Origin of the sequence: Inquilinus ginsengisoli (assembly GCF_050434925.1) — a bacterium.
Lineage (GTDB): Bacteria > Pseudomonadota > Alphaproteobacteria > DSM-16000 > Inquilinaceae > Inquilinus > Inquilinus ginsengisoli_B.
Genome location: NZ_JBNDJK010000001.1, coordinates 6,343,990 through 6,363,552 on the forward strand (window position 1 = coordinate 6,343,990; position 19,563 = coordinate 6,363,552).

General features: G+C 68.0%; 19 protein-coding genes. 10 read left to right on the forward strand and 9 right to left on the reverse strand.

From position 1 onward, the window contains the following. Window positions 1-2: 2 nt before the first annotated feature. Complete coding sequence (locus QFZ27_RS30255; RefSeq protein ID WP_429230161.1) at window positions 3-1,364, reverse strand: type II and III secretion system protein family protein; 1,362 nt, start codon at window positions 1,362-1,364, stop codon at window positions 3-5. Further along, window positions 1,361-2,278, reverse strand: coding sequence for a Flp pilus assembly protein CpaB (cpaB, locus tag QFZ27_RS30260; RefSeq protein ID WP_429230162.1), 918 nt, complete (start codon window positions 2,276-2,278; stop codon window positions 1,361-1,363). Before cpaB ends, QFZ27_RS30255 begins: the two co-directional genes overlap by 4 nt. Before the next feature lie 638 nt (window positions 2,279-2,916). Between cpaB and QFZ27_RS30265 the strand changes: the two genes are divergently transcribed. From QFZ27_RS30265 to QFZ27_RS30275, 3 genes are read left to right on the forward strand one after another with little or no spacing between them, the layout of a single operon-like run. Then, a complete protein-coding gene (locus QFZ27_RS30265; RefSeq protein ID WP_429230163.1) occupies window positions 2,917-4,194 on the forward strand; it encodes an ABC transporter substrate-binding protein in 1,278 nt (425 codons plus the stop codon). A gap of 35 nt (window positions 4,195-4,229) precedes the next feature. Further along, a complete protein-coding gene (locus QFZ27_RS30270) occupies window positions 4,230-5,264 on the forward strand; it encodes a Gfo/Idh/MocA family protein (protein WP_429230164.1) in 1,035 nt (344 codons plus the stop codon). A 25-nt stretch (window positions 5,265-5,289) separates the two neighbouring features. Next, the gene (locus QFZ27_RS30275) at window positions 5,290-6,027 is read left to right on the forward strand and encodes a ThuA domain-containing protein (protein ID WP_429230165.1); all 738 of its coding nucleotides are present in this window, start codon (window positions 5,290-5,292) and stop codon (window positions 6,025-6,027) included. A gap of 74 nt (window positions 6,028-6,101) precedes the next feature. Here QFZ27_RS30275 and ssb read toward each other — a convergent pair whose 3' ends face one another. The 3 genes from ssb to QFZ27_RS30290 form a co-directional block, all read right to left on the reverse strand. Continuing rightward, on the reverse strand, window positions 6,102-6,659 hold the full coding sequence (gene ssb, locus QFZ27_RS30280) for a single-stranded DNA-binding protein (protein WP_429230166.1): 558 nt from the start codon (window positions 6,657-6,659) through the stop codon (window positions 6,102-6,104). An 86-nt stretch (window positions 6,660-6,745) separates the two neighbouring features. Further along, window positions 6,746-7,105 (reverse strand): hypothetical protein, encoded by a 360-nt coding sequence (locus tag QFZ27_RS30285; RefSeq protein WP_429230167.1) that lies wholly within the window; start codon window positions 7,103-7,105, stop codon window positions 6,746-6,748. Between the two features lie 9 nt (window positions 7,106-7,114). Further along, a complete protein-coding gene (locus QFZ27_RS30290; RefSeq protein ID WP_429230168.1) occupies window positions 7,115-7,651 on the reverse strand; it encodes an EndoU domain-containing protein in 537 nt (178 codons plus the stop codon). A 257-nt stretch (window positions 7,652-7,908) separates the two neighbouring features. Here QFZ27_RS30290 and uvrA point away from each other — a divergent pair, with 257 nt between their 5' ends. From uvrA to QFZ27_RS30310, 4 genes are all read left to right on the forward strand, one after another. Next, window positions 7,909-10,758 (forward strand): excinuclease ABC subunit UvrA, encoded by a 2,850-nt coding sequence (gene uvrA / locus QFZ27_RS30295; RefSeq protein ID WP_429230169.1) that lies wholly within the window; start codon window positions 7,909-7,911, stop codon window positions 10,756-10,758. A gap of 130 nt (window positions 10,759-10,888) precedes the next feature. After that, on the forward strand, window positions 10,889-11,053 hold the full coding sequence (locus tag QFZ27_RS30300) for a hypothetical protein (protein ID WP_429230170.1): 165 nt from the start codon (window positions 10,889-10,891) through the stop codon (window positions 11,051-11,053). Window positions 11,054-11,530: 477 nt separating this feature from the next. Beyond that, a complete protein-coding gene (locus tag QFZ27_RS30305) occupies window positions 11,531-11,764 on the forward strand; it encodes a hypothetical protein (RefSeq protein ID WP_429230171.1) in 234 nt (77 codons plus the stop codon). 17 nt (window positions 11,765-11,781) lie between these two features. After that, window positions 11,782-12,567 (forward strand): linear amide C-N hydrolase, encoded by a 786-nt coding sequence (locus QFZ27_RS30310; RefSeq protein WP_429232513.1) that lies wholly within the window; start codon window positions 11,782-11,784, stop codon window positions 12,565-12,567. A gap of 29 nt (window positions 12,568-12,596) precedes the next feature. Here QFZ27_RS30310 and QFZ27_RS30315 read toward each other — a convergent pair whose 3' ends face one another. Next, entirely contained in the window at window positions 12,597-13,505 is a 909-nt protein-coding gene (locus QFZ27_RS30315; protein WP_429230172.1) for a LysR family transcriptional regulator, read from the reverse strand. Between the two features lie 103 nt (window positions 13,506-13,608). Here QFZ27_RS30315 and QFZ27_RS30320 point away from each other — a divergent pair, with 103 nt between their 5' ends. Next, window positions 13,609-14,835, forward strand: coding sequence for an MFS transporter (locus QFZ27_RS30320; protein ID WP_429230173.1), 1,227 nt, complete (start codon window positions 13,609-13,611; stop codon window positions 14,833-14,835). A 4-nt stretch (window positions 14,836-14,839) separates the two neighbouring features. Here the strand turns inward: QFZ27_RS30320 and QFZ27_RS30325 are convergent, their stop codons facing one another. Beyond that, entirely contained in the window at window positions 14,840-16,060 is a 1,221-nt protein-coding gene (locus QFZ27_RS30325) for an MFS transporter (protein ID WP_429230174.1), read from the reverse strand. Window positions 16,061-16,317: 257 nt separating this feature from the next. Between QFZ27_RS30325 and ada the strand changes: the two genes are divergently transcribed. After that, on the forward strand, window positions 16,318-17,412 hold the full coding sequence (ada, locus tag QFZ27_RS30330) for a bifunctional DNA-binding transcriptional regulator/O6-methylguanine-DNA methyltransferase Ada (protein ID WP_429230175.1): 1,095 nt from the start codon (window positions 16,318-16,320) through the stop codon (window positions 17,410-17,412). Window positions 17,413-17,512: 100 nt separating this feature from the next. Here the strand turns inward: ada and QFZ27_RS30335 are convergent, their stop codons facing one another. Then, entirely contained in the window at window positions 17,513-17,905 is a 393-nt protein-coding gene (locus QFZ27_RS30335) for a winged helix-turn-helix transcriptional regulator (RefSeq protein WP_429230176.1), read from the reverse strand. Window positions 17,906-17,996: 91 nt separating this feature from the next. Here QFZ27_RS30335 and QFZ27_RS30340 point away from each other — a divergent pair, with 91 nt between their 5' ends. After that, on the forward strand, window positions 17,997-18,719 hold the full coding sequence (locus QFZ27_RS30340; RefSeq protein ID WP_429230177.1) for an SDR family NAD(P)-dependent oxidoreductase: 723 nt from the start codon (window positions 17,997-17,999) through the stop codon (window positions 18,717-18,719). Between the two features lie 24 nt (window positions 18,720-18,743). On the opposite strand, the gene QFZ27_RS30345 is transcribed toward QFZ27_RS30340, so the two are convergent. Beyond that, complete coding sequence (locus QFZ27_RS30345; protein ID WP_429230178.1) at window positions 18,744-19,562, reverse strand: SRPBCC family protein; 819 nt, start codon at window positions 19,560-19,562, stop codon at window positions 18,744-18,746. Between the last annotated feature and the right edge of the window lies 1 nt (window position 19,563).

Below are 19,563 nucleotides of genomic sequence, written 5' to 3' on the forward strand. Positions count from 1 at the left end.
CCCTACCGCATCAGTCCGTAGGGGGCGAGATGGTCTTCCACCTGATCCACGTTGAGGATCATGTCGCCGATGCTCGGGTTGTATTTGCGCGTATCCACCCCGGGCAGCGGCGGGATCTGGCCGGGCGACAGCGGCGTCACCAGCCGCGGCGTCGCGACGATGATCAGTTCCTGCCGCTCCTGCTGGTTGTTGGTGCTCTTGAACAGGGCACCGATGATCGGGATGTCGCCGAGCCAGGGGAACTTGCTCTCGTTGATCTGGCTGTTGCTATACATCAGCCCGGCCAGGACGAAGCTCTGGCCGTTGCCGAGCTCGACCGTGGTCGAGGTCGAGCGGCGGCGGAAGGCCGGCACGCTGAACCCCTGGAACTCGAGAGCATTGGCGAAGTCCAGCTCGCTGACCTCCGGCGCGACCTTGAGCACGATGCGCTTGTCCGACATCACCACGGGCGCGATCTCCAGCTTCACGCCGTATTCGTGATATTCGATCGTCACCGTGCCGTTCGACGCCCCGCCCTGCGGCACCGGAATCGGCACCTCGCCGCCGGCCAGGAACTCGGCCTGGTCGCCGGAGCGGACGAGCAGCGTCGGCTGGGCCAGGAGCTGGGTCAGCCCGGCCTGCGACAGAGCGCTCAGGACCCCGAAGATGCCGTTGCGCGGATCGCCGAGGAACAGGTTGAAGGCGCTGGCCAGCGGGGCGGAGGCTTCGAGTGACAGCCGGGGGTTGAACTCGAAGCTCCGCAGCGTGTTCGGCCCGACGATCGCGCCCTGGAAATCGCTGCCGCCGAGCGCGGCGAAGTTGAAGCCGAGGGCCCGCAGCGTGGTCGACGACACCGCCGCGAACTGGATGTCGACCGCGACCATCTGGTTGCCGGTGACCCGGGTCAGGTCGACGACGTTGCCGCCGCCATAGGCGCGGGCGATGCTCGATGCCCGGGCATGGGCGTCGAGATCCGGCACCGTGCCGGACAGCACCAGCGTGTCGCCGTCGCGGTTCACCCGCACGCCCTGCAGCCCCGGCTGGCCGCGGATCTGGCGGGCCGGATCGCCGCGGTCCGGGATGGTCGGCAGCGCGACCGCCGGGGCGCCGCCCACGGTGACGTCGTAGGAGATCCCCTGGCCCGACTGGGCGGTGAAGACGGCCAGCGTGGTCTGGCCCGACTGCAGCCCGGTGATCTGCAACTGGTCCTCGTTCAGCGCGGTCGCGTCGATGATACCGCCCTGCCCGACGACGATGCGGGTGATCGGCGCCGGCAGGTTGATCACGCGCTGGGCTCCGACGCCGAGCCGCAGTTCCTCCGCCCCCGCGATCTGGGAGACGAAGACGAGAACCGCGACGCACAGCATACGGACCACAAATCTCATCGCCGCTCTCCGGACGTCTTCGGGTAGATCAACTGGGTCTTGTCGCCGACGATCAGCTCGATCGGTCGTTGCTGCGGCGGCGCAGGGGCGGACGGCGGCGAGGCGGGACCGCGGATATCGGAGAGCTTGGCAGTGTTGTCGTCGATCAGTTGCAGATCGTCGCTGCCGCGCAGGGACAGATAGAAGGAACCCACGCTGCGGGCTAAGGCGAATTTGGCGATCTGGTCCGGCGTCATCGCCAGGCTGATGGTCCTCGCCGGCTCGCTGCGGCGTCCGGCGGCGCCTGCGGCCTTCTCGGCTGCTTCCTGTGTCAGAGTCGGATCACCGAGGGTGGCGCCGACGGTGAGCACGAGCACGTCCTGGAGAACCGTGCGCGCCTCGCTGAGGTCTGCTTCAGGCCGCCCCATCGCGCCTTGCTTGCTCAGCACGTTGTCCGGCAACACGAGCTGAATGTCGACCTTGTCGCCCGGCCGGACGAACTGGCCAACCGCGATCTCGTCATTGGTCAGGATGCTGATCGCGCGATAACCGCTAGGGATCAGCGCGGCGAGGCCAGCCTGGGCCGGATCGGCGGAGATGGTGGAATCGAGCAGCAGCTGCTGCGGCATGATGTCGGCCGTCGCCACCTTGCCGACCACATCGCCGATCGCCGTCCGCGCCCCCCGCGGCACGCCGCCGGCGATCGAGGTGGTGGCCACATCCTCGCGCGTGATGACCTGCCCACGCGCGATGAACCGGGCAGCCGTCATGACGCCGAACACCTTCACGTCGGCGGGCGCAGGCTGAGCCACCGGAGTCGACGCTGAGACCGTTCCCACCGGCACGGAACTCTTATAGATTCCATAGGCAATCAGCGAGACCGCCCCCAGCCCCCCGAGGACCAGATAAGCTCGTGTCAGCGCATTCGTGTTCATCGGTGGGGGGCTTCAATGCACATATCAAACCGTACGGCCTGCTCAGCGGGCGGCGTTGCCAAACCTACTCGCCTAGCGCCTCAGGACTCCAGAGTATTTGCTCATTCCCTGCGTTCCCTAAAAGGTGAGCTAAACTAGCAGTAATAGCCGACTATGTAGCACAAACCAGACTTCGGCACAAGCTTTATTAGGTTCCGCAAAAGCAGCAGCAAATCTTACTAGAACTCAAGAAGCAGAAAAGCCCGCATATCATATTATGCATGAGAATGGACCTAAGCCGCGTCGGAGTGTTTTCCTAGAAACCCGACCGAGAGTTGCAAACTATATCGAAATATACGGAATATTTATTTATGTCCATTTTTTTGTCTAATCTCGCATCGAGAAAACATCCAGCCGTGTCATGGAGGCCACGACCGCTGGTTGTGGAAGGCCGGGGCGGATTATGCCTTCTGCGGGATCCTTAAGTACTCCTTAAACCCCTTGAGCGAGCCTTACCACCCTCCCTCTTCCGGCAGGCAAAGGCTGTCGGATGCCGATCCGTGGCATCGATTGCCGGTTGCCAAACATCGTCACGCCACTAACCTGAAAGCGGTTGCAGCGGACATCAGAATCCGTTCGTCGGAACCACAGGAGGAACCATGTCCGGGAAGCACCTGACCGCTCTCGCCGCTCTTACCCTCACCATGGCGACAACTTCAGCCGCCTTCGGCGCCGAGGTCACCTTCGCCTGCGGCTCGACCGGCATCCAGTCCAGGCTGTGCGACGAGGCGGCCAAAGCCTGGTCGGCCAAGACCGGCAACACCGTCAAGGTCGTCGCCGCCCCGCAATCGACCTCGGAACAGCTCGCCCTCTACCAGCAGTTCCTCACCGGCAAGTCCAGCGACATCGACGTGTTCCAGGTCGATGTGATCTGGCCCGGCATCCTCGGCAGCCACTTCGTCGACCTGAAGCAATATGTCGACCAGGCCACCATCGACCAATATTTCCCGAACATCGTCCAAGGCCTGACCCGCGACGGCCAACTGCTGGCCCTGCCCTGGTATACCGATGCCGGGCTGCTGTACTACCGCCAGGACCTGCTGGACAAATACAAGCTCAAGGTGCCCGGGACCTGGGCCGAGCTGACCGAGACCGCCAAGGCCATCCAGGAGGGTGAGCGCAAGGACGGCAACGACCGCTTCTTCGGCTTCGTCTTCCAGGGCCGGGCCTATGAGGGGCTGACCTGCGACGCGCTGGAATGGATCGCCAGCTTCGGCGGCGGCTCGATCGTCGGGCCGGACGGCAAGATCACCATCGACAACCCGCAAGCGGCCAAGGCGCTGGACACTGCGGCCGCCTGGATCGGCACCATCGCGCCGGACGGCGTGCTGAACTACATGGAGGAGGATGCCCGCGGCGTGTTCCAGTCCGGCAACGCCGCCTTCATGCGCAACTGGCCCTACGCCGCCAGCCTGGCGGAGGCGGCTGACAGCCCGGTCAAAGGCAAGGTCGGCTATGCGCCCCTGCCGAAGGGCGACGGCGACGGCGCCCGCAATGCCGCGACGCTGGGCGGCTGGCAGATCGCGGTCTCGAAATACTCCGAGAACCCGAAGGAGGCGGCGGCCTTCGCCATCTACCTGACCTCCCGGGACGAGCAGAAGCGCCGGGCCATGGAAGGCGGCTACCAGCCGACCATCCCGGCGCTGTACGAGGATGCCGAGCTGCTGGAGAAGCGGCCGTTCTTCAAGACGACGCGGCAGATCCTGGACAGCGCCGTGGCCAGGCCCTCGGCGGTGACGGGCGAGCGCTACAGCGAGGTCTCGTCGCTGTTCTGGAACGCGGTCCACAGCACCCTGTCGAAGCAGGGCGACGGCGCCGCCAACCTGGCGCAGCTGCAGAAGGACCTGAACCGGCTGAGCCGCGGCGGCCGCTGGTGAGCATCACGGGATAACGGAAGCATGAAGGAGACGGAATGTCGGTCAAGGTGATCCAGGTCGGCCTGGGCGGCTGGGGCATGAACTGGGCCCACACCATCCTGCCGCAGGTCAAGGCGGTCGACGTCGTCGGCTTCGTCGACGCCAGTCCGGAGGCGCTGAAGCGGGCCGAAGAGACGCTCGGCCTGGCCGAGGACAAGTGCTTCCCCAGCCTCGACGCCGCCATCGCCGCCGTCGATGCCGAAGCGGTCCTGGCAGTGCTGCCGACCGCCGGGCACAAGAGCATCACTGAGGCGGCGCTCAAGGCCGGGAAGCATGTGCTGGTGGAGAAGCCCTTCACCTCGACATTGGAAGAGGCGCAGGAGTTGATCGGCCTAGCCAAGCAGGTCGACCGGATCCTGATGGTCAGCCAGAACTATCGCTACATGTCGGCGGTGCAGACGGTGGCCGACCTGGTGCGCGACCGCACCTATGGCCGGCCGCTGTCGGCGCTGATCGACTTCCGGCAGAACTGGAAGGTCACCGGGCACCGCTACCACGACATCCCCGGCCCGCTGCTGCTGGATATGGCGATCCACCATTTCGACCTGATGCGCATGATCTTCGGCGAGAATGTGCAGCGGGTCGCCTGCCGCAGCTGGAATACGCCGGACAGCCCGTTCAAGGACCACGCCGCCGCCCATGCGCTGCTGGCGCTCGAGAACGGGTTGATGGTGTCCTACAACGGCTCCTGGGTGTCGCGCGGCACGCCGACCACCTGGACCGGCGAATGGGCCATCGAGTGCGAAGAGGGGCAGCTGGTGTGGCAGGCCCGCGGCATGGCCGGCGAGATCGCCGACAAGCTGGCGCTGCGCAAGCCGGACGGGTCGGTCCGGGACCTGCCGATGAAGCCGCTGGCGCTGATCGACCGGGCCGGCACGCTGAATGCCTTCGCCGCGGCTGTCCACGGTCAGCCGCCGCGTTACTTCACCTCCGGCGAGGACAACATCCATTCCCTCGCCACCAGCTTCGCCTGCATGCGGTCGGGCGCCCAGGACGGCACATGGGTGTCGCTGTCCGAGATCCTTCCCTGACCGCGCAATCCCGGAGACAAGCGACATGCCCCTTCCCCGCCTGCTGGTCTGGAACGAGTACCGGCACGAGCTGCAGAACCCCGAGGTCTCGGCGGTCTATCCCGACGGCATTCACGAGGCCATTGCCGACCCGCTGCGCCAGCGCGGCTTTCCGGTCGCCACCGCGACGCTGGACCAGCCCGAGCACGGGCTGACCGACGAGGTGCTGAACGGCACCGACGTGCTGCTGTGGTGGGGCCACAAGGCGCATGAGGAGGTGTCGGACGCCGTGGTCGAGCGGGTGCGCCGCCACGTCATGGGTGGGCTGGGCCTGATCGTGCTGCATTCCGGCCACTACTCGAAGATCTTCCGCCGGCTGATGGGCACCAGCTGCAGCGTCAACTGGCGGGTGCACGGCAAGGAGGGCGAGACCGAGCGGATCTGGGTCACCGCCCCGGCGCATCCGATCGCGGCCGGGCTCGACCGCTACATCGAGCTGCCGCAGGAGGAGATGTATGGCGAGTTCTTCGATGTGCCCGAGCCGGACGAGCTGGTCTTCGTCAGCTGGTTCAAGGGCGGCGAGGTGTTCCGCAGCGGCCTGAGCTACCGCCGCGGCTATGGCAGGATCTTCTACTTCCGGCCCGGGCACGAGACCTTCCCGAGCTATCACAATGCCGCGGTGCAGACGGTGATCGCCAACGCCGCGTCCTGGGCCGCCCAGCCCGGGATGCGCCGCCCCCCGCCGGACAATATGCGGCGGGAGCCGATCGAAGCGATCGGCTGAGCGCCGCAGCCTGAATGCAAACGGGCCGGCTGGGTAAACTAGCCGGCCCGCTTCGTTTCATCCCTCCGGAAGGATCAGAACGGGATCTCGTCGTCGAGATCGTCCGCCATCGGGCCGCGTCCGCCGCCACCGCCGGAGGAGCCGCCGCCACCGCCCGACGGGCCGCCGCCGCCGGAGGACCGCCCGCCGCCGTAGCCGCCGCCACCACCGCCGCTGTAGCCGCCGCCTGCGCCGCCCTCGTCCTCGAAGCCGCCACCGCCACCACCGCCGCCACCGCCCTCACGGCCGTCGAGCATGGTCAGCTCGCCGCGGAACGGACGCAGCACCACCTCGGTGATGGTGCGCTCGGCGCCGCTCTGGTCGTTGAATTTCCGGGTCTCGAGCTGGCCCTCGATATAGACCTTCGAGCCCTTCTTCAGGAACCGCTCGACCACCCCGACCAGCGCGTCGTTGAACACCGCGACGCGGTGCCATTCGGTGCGCTCCTTGCGCTCGCCGGTGGTGCGGTCCTTCCAGTTCTCCGACGTCGCGATCGAGAAATTCGCCACGCGCCCGCCATTCTGGAAGGCCCGGATCTCCGGATCGCGGCCGAGATTGCCGATGAGAATGACCTTGTTGACGCTGCCAGCCATGATCCAGACCTCACTCCATACGTGTTAGCGGCGGACCCTAGACGGATGGTTCCCTGATTCCAATCACGTTTGAACTCCCGCCGGACTCATTCCTTCCGCCGCGACCGAGCCGCGCGGCCGGGCTTGCGCAGCGCCGCCAGCCAGGCGCCGACCGCCGACGCCAGATCCCGGGTCGGCAGCACCAGCGCCGGCACCTCGGCGTCGTGGATGTTGCGCAGCACCGACTGGGCGCCGCGGATTTCCAGCGCGTAGAGGTTGCCGGTGATCGGCTCTCCCCCCTCCCCGGCCTCGCCCAGGCGCTCCGCCACCTTCGCCGCCCAGGTGGCGTCGCCGCGCAGGTCGGTCTCGAGGAAATCGGCCAGGATCGGCGCCGCGGTGCCGGACACGACGCGGGGCCGCCCCTCGGCGTCGCGGATGACCTCGATCGTGCTCTGCTTTCCCTTCATGCCGGCCTCTCAGTTCGGGAACGCGGTGTTGATCGCATCCTGGCCGCGGCGCTGGACCGTGCCGATCCGGATCTCGAACGGCCGGCCGCGGTCGGCGCGGCAATAACCGTCGCCCTGGCTCCCGCCATCCGGTGCCGAAGGGCCGAGCACGCCCCAGGCCGGATGCGCGCCGGTCTGGTTGCGCCAGGCATAGAGCACCGAGCGCAGGATCGCCTCGGCCGGGCAGTCGTCGGGATAGAAGGTCGACCGCTTGTGCCGGCCGTTGCTGAAGATCACGGTCGCGTCGTAGACAATGTCGCCGCGATGGGCGGTCTCCTCCACCCGGTCGACCGCGCCGGTCGGCACGCCGGCGGCACGCGAATGGAATCCCTTGGGGTCGCCGTTGCGCCCGATCTCGCCGCAGAAGATGTGGCTGAGATTGACCTGCGGATCGCTGCGGCTCCACAGCCGCCTGCCGGCGTCGCTGCAGTCGGGCGTAGCGGCCGTCGAGTCGCTGGCCCACGACAGCAGCAGAAGAAAAGCGACCAGGCCAATCCGATAGATCATGGAATCTCACACCGGCGGCATCGCGGGCTTTAGCCCCTGGAAGGCCTTGGACGGGCATCGTATCTTGCTTTCCGCTTGACCGCAACGTTCCCGATATGTTCGATTCCCGACATCGGACTCGCTCTGGGCCGGAGCTCGGCGCAGGCCCATAGCAATCCGCAGCCGGGCCGGAGTCGCTTTCCAGCTTCGCCCGCCCCATATTGCACATCGGTGTGCCCGGAGCCGGGGACGCCTTTCCCGCAAGAGTAGTCCTGGCGATGCATAAGTTCATCAGCGTCCGCGGCGCGCGCGAGCACAATCTGAAGAATGTCGACGTCGATCTGCCGCGCGACCAGCTGATCGTGATCACGGGCCTCAGCGGCTCCGGCAAGTCGTCGCTCGCCTTCGACACCATCTACGCCGAAGGCCAGCGCCGCTATGTCGAGAGCCTGTCGGCCTATGCCCGCCAGTTCCTCGAGCTGATGCAGAAGCCGGACGTCGATTCGATCGAGGGCCTGTCGCCGGCGATCTCGATCGAGCAGAAGACAACCAGCCGCAACCCGCGATCCACCGTCGGCACGGTGACCGAGATCTACGATTACATGCGGCTGCTGTTCGCCCGCATCGGTGTGCCCTACTCCCCGGCCACCGGCCTGCCGATCGAAAGCCAGACGGTCAGCCAGATGGTCGATCGGGTGATGGCGATGGGCGACGGCACCCGCCTGTACCTGCTGGCCCCGATCGTTCGTGGCCGCAAGGGCGAGTACAAGAAGGAGCTGCAGGAGCTGCGGGCTCGGGGCTTTCAGCGCGTCAAGGTCGACGGCACCCTGTACGAGATCGAGGACGTGCCGACGCTGAACAAGAAGCTGAAGCACGACATCGAGGTGGTGGTCGACCGGCTGGTGGTGCGCGACGACCTGGGCAACCGGCTGGCCGATTCGATCGAGACCGCGCTGGGACTGGCCGAGGGCCTGGCCATCGCCGAGAACGCCGACAGCGGCGACCGCACCCTGTTCTCCTCGAAATTCGCCTGCCCGGTCTCGGGCTTCACCATCCCGGAGATCGAGCCGCGGCTGTTCTCCTTCAACAGCCCGCACGGCGCCTGCCCGGCTTGCGACGGCCTGGGCGCGAAGCTGGTGTTCGACCCCGAGTTGGTGGTGCCGGATGAGAGCCGGACCCTGGCCAAGGGCGCGGTAGCGCCGTGGGAGGGGTCGTCCTCGAAATACTACCACCAGACGCTGGAGGCGATCGCCAGCCATTACGGCGTCAGCACCACCACGCCCTGGCGCGACCTGCCCGAGGCGGTGCGCAACACGATCCTGCACGGCTCCGGCAAGGAGTCGATCACCTTCCGCTACGATGACGGGCTGCGCACCTACAAGACCGAGAAGCCGTTCGAAGGGCTGATCCCGAACATGGAGCGCCGGTTCCGCGAGACCGACAGCGCCTGGACCCGGGAAGAGCTGGGCAAGTACCAGGGCACCCGTCCCTGCGAGACCTGCGGCGGCGCCCGCCTCAAGCCCGAGGCGCTGGCGGTGAAGATCGACGGGCTGCATGTCAGCCAGGTGGCGGAGAAGTCGATCGCCGAAGCCGGGCAGTGGTTCGCGGCGCTGACCGCCAAGCTGTCGGTCAAGGACCAGGAGATCGCCTACCGCATCCTGAAGGAGATCAACGAGCGGCTGACCTTCCTCAGCGCCGTCGGCCTCACCTACCTCACCCTCGCGCGCGGCTCCGGCTCGCTGTCCGGCGGCGAGAGCCAGCGCATCCGCCTGGCTTCGCAGATCGGATCCGGCCTGACCGGGGTGCTGTACGTGCTGGACGAGCCGTCGATCGGGCTGCACCAGCGCGATAACGAGCGGCTGCTGGGCACGCTGAAGCGGCTGCGCGACCTCGGCAACACCGTGCTGGTGGTCGAGCATGACGAGGACGCGATCCGCGCCGCCGACTACCTGGTCGACATGGGCCCGGGCGCCGGCGTGCATGGCGGCGTCGTGGTGGCGCATGGCACGCCCGAGGAGGTGCTGAAGGCGCCCGACAGCATCACCGCGCAATACCTGACCGGCACCAAGCGGATCGAGGTGCCGGCGAGCCGCCGCCCCGGCCACAAGGGCCAGGTGCTGAAGGTGGTCGGCGCCCGCGGCAACAACCTCAAGAACGTCACCATGGAGGTGCCGCTGGGCACCTTCACCTGCATCACCGGCGTGTCCGGCGGCGGCAAGTCGACCCTGGTGATCGAGACCCTGTACAAGGCGCTGGCCCGGCAGCTGATGGGCGCGCATGAGCACCCGGGACCGCATGACGCGATCGAGGGCATCCAGTTCCTCGACAAGATCATCGACATCGACCAGTCGCCGATCGGCCGCACGCCGCGCTCGAATCCGGCCACCTACACCGGCGCCTTCACCCCGATCCGCGACTGGTTCGCCGGGCTGCCGGAGGCGAAGGCCCGCGGCTATGGCCCCGGCCGCTTCTCTTTCAACGTCAAGGGCGGCCGCTGCGAAGCCTGCCAGGGCGACGGCGTGATCAAGATCGAGATGCACTTCCTGCCCGACGTCTATGTCCAGTGCGACGTCTGCAAGGGCCATCGCTACAACCGCGAGACCCTGGAGGTGCTGTACCGCGACAAGTCGATCGCCGAGGTGCTGGACATGACGGTCGAGGAAGGGGCGGAGTTCTTCCGAGCCGTGCCGTCGATCCGCGACAAGATGGAGACGCTGCACCGCGTCGGCCTCGACTACGTCAAGATCGGCCAGGCCGCGACCACGCTGTCGGGCGGCGAGGCGCAGCGGGTGAAGCTGGCCAAGGAGCTGTCGCGCCGGGCCACCGGCAAGACCGTCTACATCCTCGACGAGCCGACCACCGGCCTGCATTTCGATGATGTGCGCAAGCTGCTGGAGGTGCTGCACGAACTGGTCGACCAGGGCAACACGGTGCTGGTGATCGAGCACAATCTCGAGGTGATCAAGACCGCCGACTGGATCGTCGACATCGGCCCCGAAGGCGGCGACGGCGGCGGCGAGATCATCGCCGCCGGCACGCCAGAGGATGTGGTGCGCGCCAAGCGCAGCTACACTGGCCAGTACTTGGCGCCCTATCTGCAGCAGGCCCGGCAGAAGCAGCGCGCCTGAGCCCGACTCCGGACAGCGGCTTTCCAGACCCGGCGCAGGCGAGTACGATGATCCGGATCGATGCCTTATGCCATGGCGCCGCACCCCGGATCCACGATCCGGCGCTCCGGCGCAGGAACGGGAGGCCGACATGAAGCTCCTTGCCCTTGCTGCCGCAGCGCTGTTGATCGCGTCACCTGCCTTCGCCTGCCCCTACAGCGCCCAGGCCGACGCCAAAGGCGGACAGAGCCAGATCCAGGCCGGCCAGACGCAGATCCCCCAGACACCGGCGCCCGCGACCGACAAGAAGGGCTAGATGCGCAAAACCGGCCATCGGCCTTTATCAGTCGCCCATCGTGCCAAGGGCGAGTCGGATTTCGTCCGGCTAGCTGGCGATTGTCTGTCGCTCAACGCCGGCTCCCTCTAGGTTGACCTGCTCATAGGAGCGGGTCTCGAGGCAAAACCGGATCATGAAGAGACCCGTCCTGCGATCATTCCCGGGCGAAGGCTTTGAACATGCCGAGACAGGTCTTTATTCCATTATAGGATATATAACATAGTATTGGATTTTATAGATCTGGACTCAACGATAACAGTCATCTGGACCTACCGCTCCGGATGGACAGATGCCATCCTGGCTTCGGCTCGGACGGCAAGGGGCGATTGGTCCAGACACCTCGCCGCCGAGCCCTTTTGAACCCAGCATCATCCGGGTCCCGTCCTGGCACGGAGCATTGCCGGCCGGCCGATTTCGCCGGCTCCGGGCGGGATCCCTCACGCGAGGAGGCAGATTATGTGCACCGATTTTTTGCTGCTGGCGCGCGATGCCAGCGTGGTCAACGGACGCAGCGTGGAGTTCGGAACGGATCTCCAATCCCAAATCCTGGTCGGCGGCAAAGGCACCCTGAAGCAAAGCCCGGCCCCGGACGGCAAGGAGGGCTATAGCTGGAACGCCAAGTACGGCTATGTCGGCACCAGCGCCTACAACAGGAATATCGTCAGCGACGGTATGAACGAGGTGGGCTGAGCATCGGCGCCCTGTGGCTGCCCACCACGCGCTACAAGCATGACGTACGTCGCGACAAGGCCGTGGTCGTCGAACTCTTCGCCAGCTGGGTGCTCGGCACGTGCGCCACCGTCGACGAGGTCAAGCACAGGCTGCACAACAAGGACATCGAGGTCTGGGGGGATCTGGTGCTGGATGAGAAATCGCCGCTGCATTTCCCGATCCATGACGAGGCCGGCCGGAGCATCGTCGTCGAGTTCACCGATCGCGAGACCCATGTCTACGACAACCCGGTCGGCGTGGTGACCAACGACCCGCCTTTCCCCTGGCAGATCACCAACCTCCAGAACTATGTCGGCCTGTCCAATGTCGACGCCGAACCCATCGAGATCGGCCTGAAGCGGTTCGCGCAGGCGGGACACGGCAGCGGCATGCGGGGAGTGCCCGGGGACTCGACCCCGCCGTCCCGCTTCGTCCGCACCGTCTTCAACAAGCACTTCGCCGAGCATGCCCAGCCGCCGAAGGACAGCAAGGAGGCCTGCAACCTGGCGCTGCACCTGCTCAACACCGTCGACATCCCGAAAGGCTCCAGCGCCTCGCGGACGCAGGATGGCAAAGCGCCGGAATACGACTACCCCCAGGTGGTCGTGGTCAAGGAGCTGACGGAGAAGGTCTTCAACTTCCGCACCTACGACAATCCGACGGTCATGCGGATCGACCTCAAGAAGCTGAACCTGTCGGATCCGGTCGAGAACCGCTATCCGTTGCCGGCGCAGCCGGTCTCGATCGACATCACCCCGACGGTCAACCGGGCGGCGGAGTAACCGGCTGATCTCCGGGCCGTTCCGCGCCGTCAGGCCAGGAGCGGCCCGGGCAGTTTCAGGGCTTCGGCCAGCCCGTCGCGGAACGTCGCGATCGGCGGGGCCAAGCGTCCCGCAGGCGGCCGGTGCAGTATCCAGGCCCGGACCTGCGGCTGGAAATCCACGGCCTCGACCACCTCGACCGCGTCCCGCCAACGGCTGTCGGTTAACGCGGACGGGGTCAGAATACCGATGCCGAGGCCGCGGGCGACCAGCGACATCCGCAAGTCGGCGCTCAGCGCCTCGATCGCCACCTGGAACGGCAGCCGCTCGGCCTCGAAACGCTGCCGCAGATAGGTGCGGAAACCGCAGCCGCTCTCGTTCATGATCCAGGGGAAGCGCGACAGCTCGACCAGACTGGCCGGCCTCGGCACGGCGAGCGACGGCGCCGCCACCAGCAGCACGCGCTGGGCACCGAGATCCTCGCCGACCAGATCCTCAGGCGGGCTGACGCCCTCCGGCAGGCACACCGCCGCCGCGTCGAGCTCGCTGCGCGCCACCTGGTCGACCAACCGTACCGACCAGCCGGAGGTGACGCGGAGGGTGAGCTGCGGGAATTCGGCGCGCAACCGGTCGAGCGGCACCGACAACGCCGCTTCGGACAGATACGGCATGATGCCCAGCCGGAACTCGCCGCGGACCTCGCCCTCGGGCGCCACGGCAGCACGCAGATCCTCCAGCGAGCGCAGCACCCGGCGCCCCTGCTCGTAGGCTTGGCGTCCCGCGGCGGTGGGCTTCAGCGGCTTCGACTGACGGTCGAGCAAGGCCGCGCCGAGCCGCTCCTCCAGGTTCTGCACCCGCCGCGTCACGCCCGGCTGGGTCAGGTGAAGCCGGGCCGAGGCCGCGACGATCGACCCGGTCTCCACCACGGCGACAAAGGCCTCCAGATCCGGAATATTCATACCGACTTCGCATAATCTTTATAGAGACAATTGAATTGTAGCATCTTGAGGAATGCGAATAAAGCTGTTGGTCGATATACCCACCCCTCATCCAGAATGGATCATGTCGGTCACCAGCGACTCTCCGGCCACGGTGCTGCCGCAGCCCGAAGCCATCCTCACCCGCCCGCTGATCCTGCTGTTCGGCACCTCGGTCGGCATCATCGTCACCAACCTGTTCGCGCCGCAGACCCTGGTCGGGCTGATCGGCCCGTCGCTCGGCCTCTCCGCTGCCGCGGCCGGGCTGGTGGCGACGGCGACGCTGCTGGGCTATGCCGCCGGGCTGTTCCTGCTGGTGCCGCTGGCCGATCTGGCTGAGAACCGCCGCCTGATCCTGCGGATGCTGGCTGGCGCCTCCGCCTGCGCCGGGCTGGCCGCCCTGGCTCCGACCGCCGCCACGCTGCTGCCGGTGCTGGTGCTGCTGGGGGCCGCCTGCTCCGCCATCCAGATCCTGGTGCCGATCGCCGCTGCCATGGCGCCGCCGGAGCAGCGCGGCCGCGTCATCGGCGACGTCATGGGCGGGCTGATGGTCGGCATCCTGCTGTCCCGTCCGCTGGCCAGCGTCATCGCCGGCAGCGCCGGCTGGCGGGGCTTCTACCTGGCCAGTGCCGTCGCCATGGCGCTATTGACCCTGGTGCTGGCCGCACGGCTGCCGCAGCGGCAGCCGGCGGCTGAGACGGGTTATCCGGCCTTGATCGCCTCGCTGTGGCAGTTGCTACGCGAGGAGCCGGTGCTGCGTAGCCGGGCGCTGACGGCGAGCCTGGTGATGGCGGCCTTCAGCCTGTTCTGGACCGCGGTGGCGCTGCGCTTGGCGCAGGCGCCCTTCGAGCTGGGCCAGGGCGGCATCGCCCTGTTCGCCCTGGTCGGCGCCGGCGGGGCCGCGGTGACGCCGCTGGCCGGCCGGGCCGGCGACCGCGGCTGGACCCGGCCGGCGAGCCTGGCCTCGCATCTCGCCGTGATCGGCGGCTTCGCCCTGGCCGCCTGGGCCGGCGCGGCGCCGTCTGGCGGGAGGCTCCTGCCGCTGGTCCCCATGGGCTTGGCCGCAGTGGTGCTGGACATCGGCGTCACCGGCGACCAGACGCTGGGCCGCCGCGCCATCAACCTGCTGCGGCCGGAGGCGCGCGGCCGGCTGAACGGGCTGTTCGTCGGCCTGTTCTTCCTGGGCGGCGCGGTCGGATCGGCCGCCGCCGGCCTCGCCTGGGCGGCCGGGGGGTGGCCGCTGATCTGCCTGATCGGCGCCGCCTTCGGGGCGGCGGCCCTGGTAGCGGGACGGCTCGACCGATCGCGCTGAGCCTTTATGCCGCCGGCAGGGCGGCGAGGCGCGGCACCGGCGACCCGGCGATCACCAGGGCCTGGATGACGAAGCCGATCACGGCGACCGCAAGGCAGGCGGCGGCGCCGCGGCTGTCGCCGATCAGTCCGCCGATGGCGGCGCCGATCGGACGGGCGCCGAAAGTGGCCATGGTGATGATCGCGGAGACCCGGCCCAGCATCGCCGGCGGCGTCACCGCCTGGCGCAGGGTGGTCGAAGAGATCACCCACAGCACCGGGCCGGCGCCGAACAGGAAAAAAGCCAGCCCGGCGATCGGGGCGAAGGGCAGCCAGACGGTCAGCAGCATCAGCAGCGCCCCGGCCAGGCCCGAGAACGGCCCGACCAGCAGCATCGGCCCGACCGGGATGTGACGGGCGATCCGCGGCGCCGCCAGCGCGGCCAGCACCATGCCGATGCCGTACACCGCCAGCGTGGCGCCAACCGAGGAGGCGCCGAGGCCGAGATGGTCGACCGCGTAGGGCACATAGATCGCCTGCAGCACGAACCAGCCGAGATTGAAGAACACCGCGGTCAGCAGCACCGGCCGCAGCAGCGGATGGGTGAGGACGAAAGAAGCCCCCTCGCGCAGGTCCTGCAACACATGGCGGCCCGGCGCCGCCGGCCGCTGCGGCTCGTGGATGCCGGCCAGCAGGATCACGGCCAGCACCGACAGGGCCGCGGCGGCGGCGAAGGCCAGACCGGCGCCGGTCCAGGCCACCAGGGCGCCGGCGACCGCCGGGCCGGCGGCGAAGGCGGCGCTGCGCGCCAGCTCGATCCGCCCGTTCGCGGCCGGCAGCGCCGCCCGCGGCACCAGGTCCGGTATCAGCGACGGCGCCGCCACGCTGTAGGCCACGGTGCCGGCCGCGCCGAGGAAACCGAGCGCCGCCAGCAGGCCGAGGCTGAGGCTGCCGGTAGCGAACAGCAGCAGCACGGCGAAGAGCGAGACTGCCCGCAGCGCTTCCGCCGCCGCCATCATCCGGCGGCGCGACGACCGGTCGGCCAGCAGCCCGGCCGGCAGCGACAGCAGCAGGAAGGGCAGCGTCTGCACGGTCTGCAGCAGGCCGGTGCCGCCGGCCCCGGCGCCGAGGGCGAGCACGGCGACGATCGGCGCGGCGGCGAGGCCGATCTGCTCCGCCGACTGCGCGGCCAGATTGGACCAGGCCAGACGGCGGAACGGCGCGGGAAGCGGGGCGACGGCGGACATTGGGAGCTCGCGGGTGGCGGCGGGAGCCCCAGCATCCCCGCGTCGCCCCTGCCCCGCGCTCCGCTTGTTGCCACCGAATTCGGTCGCAAGCCCATGGCGCAAGCCCGGGATCGCAAGAACCGGGTCGCTGCGAGGCCTGGAATTTGAGAGCAAGGGTCGGAGTGCCGGCGGGCCCGTGGCCCGCCATCTTCGACAGAACGATCGGCATCCCCATATCAGCGGGACCTGTCGATCCCACCGTCGAACAGGAGCGCATCATGGGTTTCATCCCTCCGGCCCCCGTCCCCGCCCCGGTCTTCGTCAATGACGAGGCCCGCTGGGCTGCCGTGCTGCGCCGCGACCGCGCCGCCGACGGCGCCTTCGTCTTCGCCGTGCGCACCACCGGGATCTACTGCCGGCCGAACTGCGCCTCGCGGCATCCGCGGCGCGAGAATGCCAGCTTCCACGCCGACGCCGCCGCGGCCGAGCGCGCCGGTTTCCGCGCCTGCCGGCGCTGCAAGCCGACCGAGCTGTCGCTGGCCGAGCGCCAGACCGCCCTGGTGATCGCGGCCTGCCGCAAGATCGAGACGGCCGAGGAGATGCCGAGCCTGGACGAGCTGGCCGAGGCGGCCGGGCTGAGCCGATTCCATTTCCACCGCATGTTCAAGTCGGTCGCCGGCGTCACCCCCAAGGCCTATGCCGACGCCCACCGCGCCGACCGGATGCGCGACGAGCTGGAGCAGACTGAGACGGTGACCGAGGCGATCTACGGCGCCGGCTTCAACTCCAACGGCCGCTTCTACGCCGCGGCGCCGCAGCGGCTGGGCATGACCCCGACCGCCTTCCGCGACGGCGGCACCGGGGCGGAGATCCGCTTCGCCGTCGGGCAATCTCATCTCGGCGCCATCCTGGTCGCGGCGACCGGCAAGGGCATCGTCGCCATCCAGTTCGGCGACGACCCGCAGGCGCTGCTGGAGGATCTGCAGGACCGCTTCCCCAAGGCCCGGCTGGTCGGCGGCGATGCCGAATTCGAGCAGTTGGTGGCCCGGGTGGTCGGTTTCGTCGAGGCGCCGTCGGCGGCCAATGGAGAGGCGATGCTGGACCTGCCGCTCGACATCCGCGGCACCGCCTTCCAGCAGAAGGTGTGGCAGGCGCTGCGCAGCATCCCGGCCGGCAGCACCGCCAGCTATGCCGAGATCGCCCGGCGGATCGACCGCCCGAAGGCGGTGCGCGCGGTGGCCCAGGCCTGTGCCGCCAACGATCTGGCGGTGGCCATCCCCTGCCACCGCGTGGTCCGCTCCGATGGCGACCTGTCCGGCTATCGCTGGGGCGTGGCCCGCAAGCGCGCTTTGCTGGAGCGCGAGGCCGGCTGAGGCGCGCGGGCTGAGACGCCCTGTGTTGGTGGCGGGAATCGCCGAAGCCCGCCACCAACACCGAAGACCGACGCCTCCGTCAGCCATCGTTCAGCGAGGCTTAATTCTCCGCCCTCGCGCGCTCGCTGACAACCCGAGCCTCCTCGATCGCGTCACCATATTGCAGTGCCCAAGCACACAGAGCCTCGAACGGTTCGCGCAGCGAGTGCCCGAGCGGGGTTATGGCATATTCGACACCGATCGGCGTTGTCGGCAGCACGGTCCGTGTCACCAGACCATTGCGTTCCAAGCGCTTCAGGGCATCGGCGAGCGCCTTATGCGTGATCCCGTCCAGCCGCCGCTTGATCTCGTTGAAGCGTGACGGCTTGGGACAGATCACCGTCAGGATCATGATCGTCCACTTGTCGGCGATCTTATCGAGCACGGGGCGTATGCGCGCCATATCGGAGAGCACCCGATCTGACAGCAGCGCGAGGTCGGTATCGTCCACCATATCTAGGCTACTCTAGGTGCGTTCTTGATATCAGATATACGCCGTATATATGGAACGCCATCACTCAGTTGAAGGACTTACGATGGCTCGGATGCTGGACAAGGTGGCGCTCGTGGTTGGCGGCGCAAAGGGGATCGGCTTTGCTATTGCCGAGCGGCTGTCGGAGGAGGGAGCCACCGTCTTTCTCACCGGTCGAGCCCCCAATGAGGTTGAGGCAGCAGCCTCGAAGATCGGTGGCGGTGCGCGCGGTCTTGTTGCAGATGCAAGCGCGCCGGAGGATCTGACGCGAGTCGTGACATCCGTGAAGGAAGCTTGCGGCCGCATCGACGCGCTGGTGCTGAATGCCGGCATGGCCGAGCCGGCGCTCCTGACCGACAAGACGCCGGACCATTTCGACCGTCTTTTCGCGGTCAATGTCCGTGGTCCGGTTTTCGGGCTGAAAGCGGCGCTCGGCGCCTTGGCCGATGGTAGCTCGGTCGTACTCGTCGGGTCGATCGCAGGGGCGGCCGGCTTTCCCTCCTATGGCACCTACGGCGCGACCAAGGCCGCCCTGCGCTCCTATGCCCGAACCTGGACGGCCGAGCTCGCACCGCGTGGCATCCGCGTGAATGTCGTCGCTCCAGGGCCGACGGACACCGAGATGATGGCAAGAGTTCCTGATGAGATGCGTGCGGCGGTGATCGCATCGATTCCGCTTGGCCGTATGGCGCAGCCTGCTGAGGTGGCAGCGGCGACGCTCTTCCTGTTGAGCGCCGAGTCGAGCTTCATCGCCGGCGTCGAGCTTTGCGTCGACGGTGGCATGCGGCAGGTCTGAGGCTTCGCTACATCGGCAATTCAGCTAGCCCGGCTGGGCCGGCATCGGGAAGTGGCGGGCCATCCAGGCCTGCCACACCGGCTCCTCCCGCGCGGCGATGGCCGCCGGGTGGTCGCCGAACAGGTACAGCCGGACCGGCAGATAGACCTGCCCGCCCATCGGCAAGGCGAAAAGATGGGCGATGCCAGGGGCCGGCGCGTCGAGCCGCAGCAGCAGCTCCGGATGATCGTCCGGGCCGACGCGCTCTACCTGCCCGGCCAGGGCCGGCGCCTCGGCCGCCGCTTGCACCCGCTGCCCCGGCCCGGCGCCGGCGATGCCAAGCCGCCCGGCCAGCGCCGCCCAGGCCTCCCCGGCCATCGGCTCCGACGCCACCCCCATCAGCTGGAGATTGACGCCGCTCTGGCCGCGGAAATGGGCGAGATACAGCCGCAGGATGCGGAAGAAGGCCGGCCAGCCGCTCTCGAACGCACCGAACTGCGCGTCCCAGTCGTCACTGTCGGCGAACCAGGCATGCACCACCCGGACGACACAGGTGCCGCCGGACTTCGCCTCGACGGTCCATTCGGTGGCGATAGCCGGGCTGCCCGGCCCCATGTCGTCGCGGCTGTCGGCGGTGAAGCGGTGCGGCGGATCCCAGACGGCGATGGTCGCGAGCGAATCCATCCCCGGGCCGAAATTGGCGGTGACCGTGCCGCCCACCCGCTCCTCCATCCGGGTCGGCACGAACCAGGAGGTCACGCCGGGGCCGGTGGCGATCGCCTGCCACACTTCCTCCGGCGTGCCCGGCACCTCGGTCTCGACCTCGACGTATCGCCGTCCGGTCTCGTCCTTCTTCACAGGCATC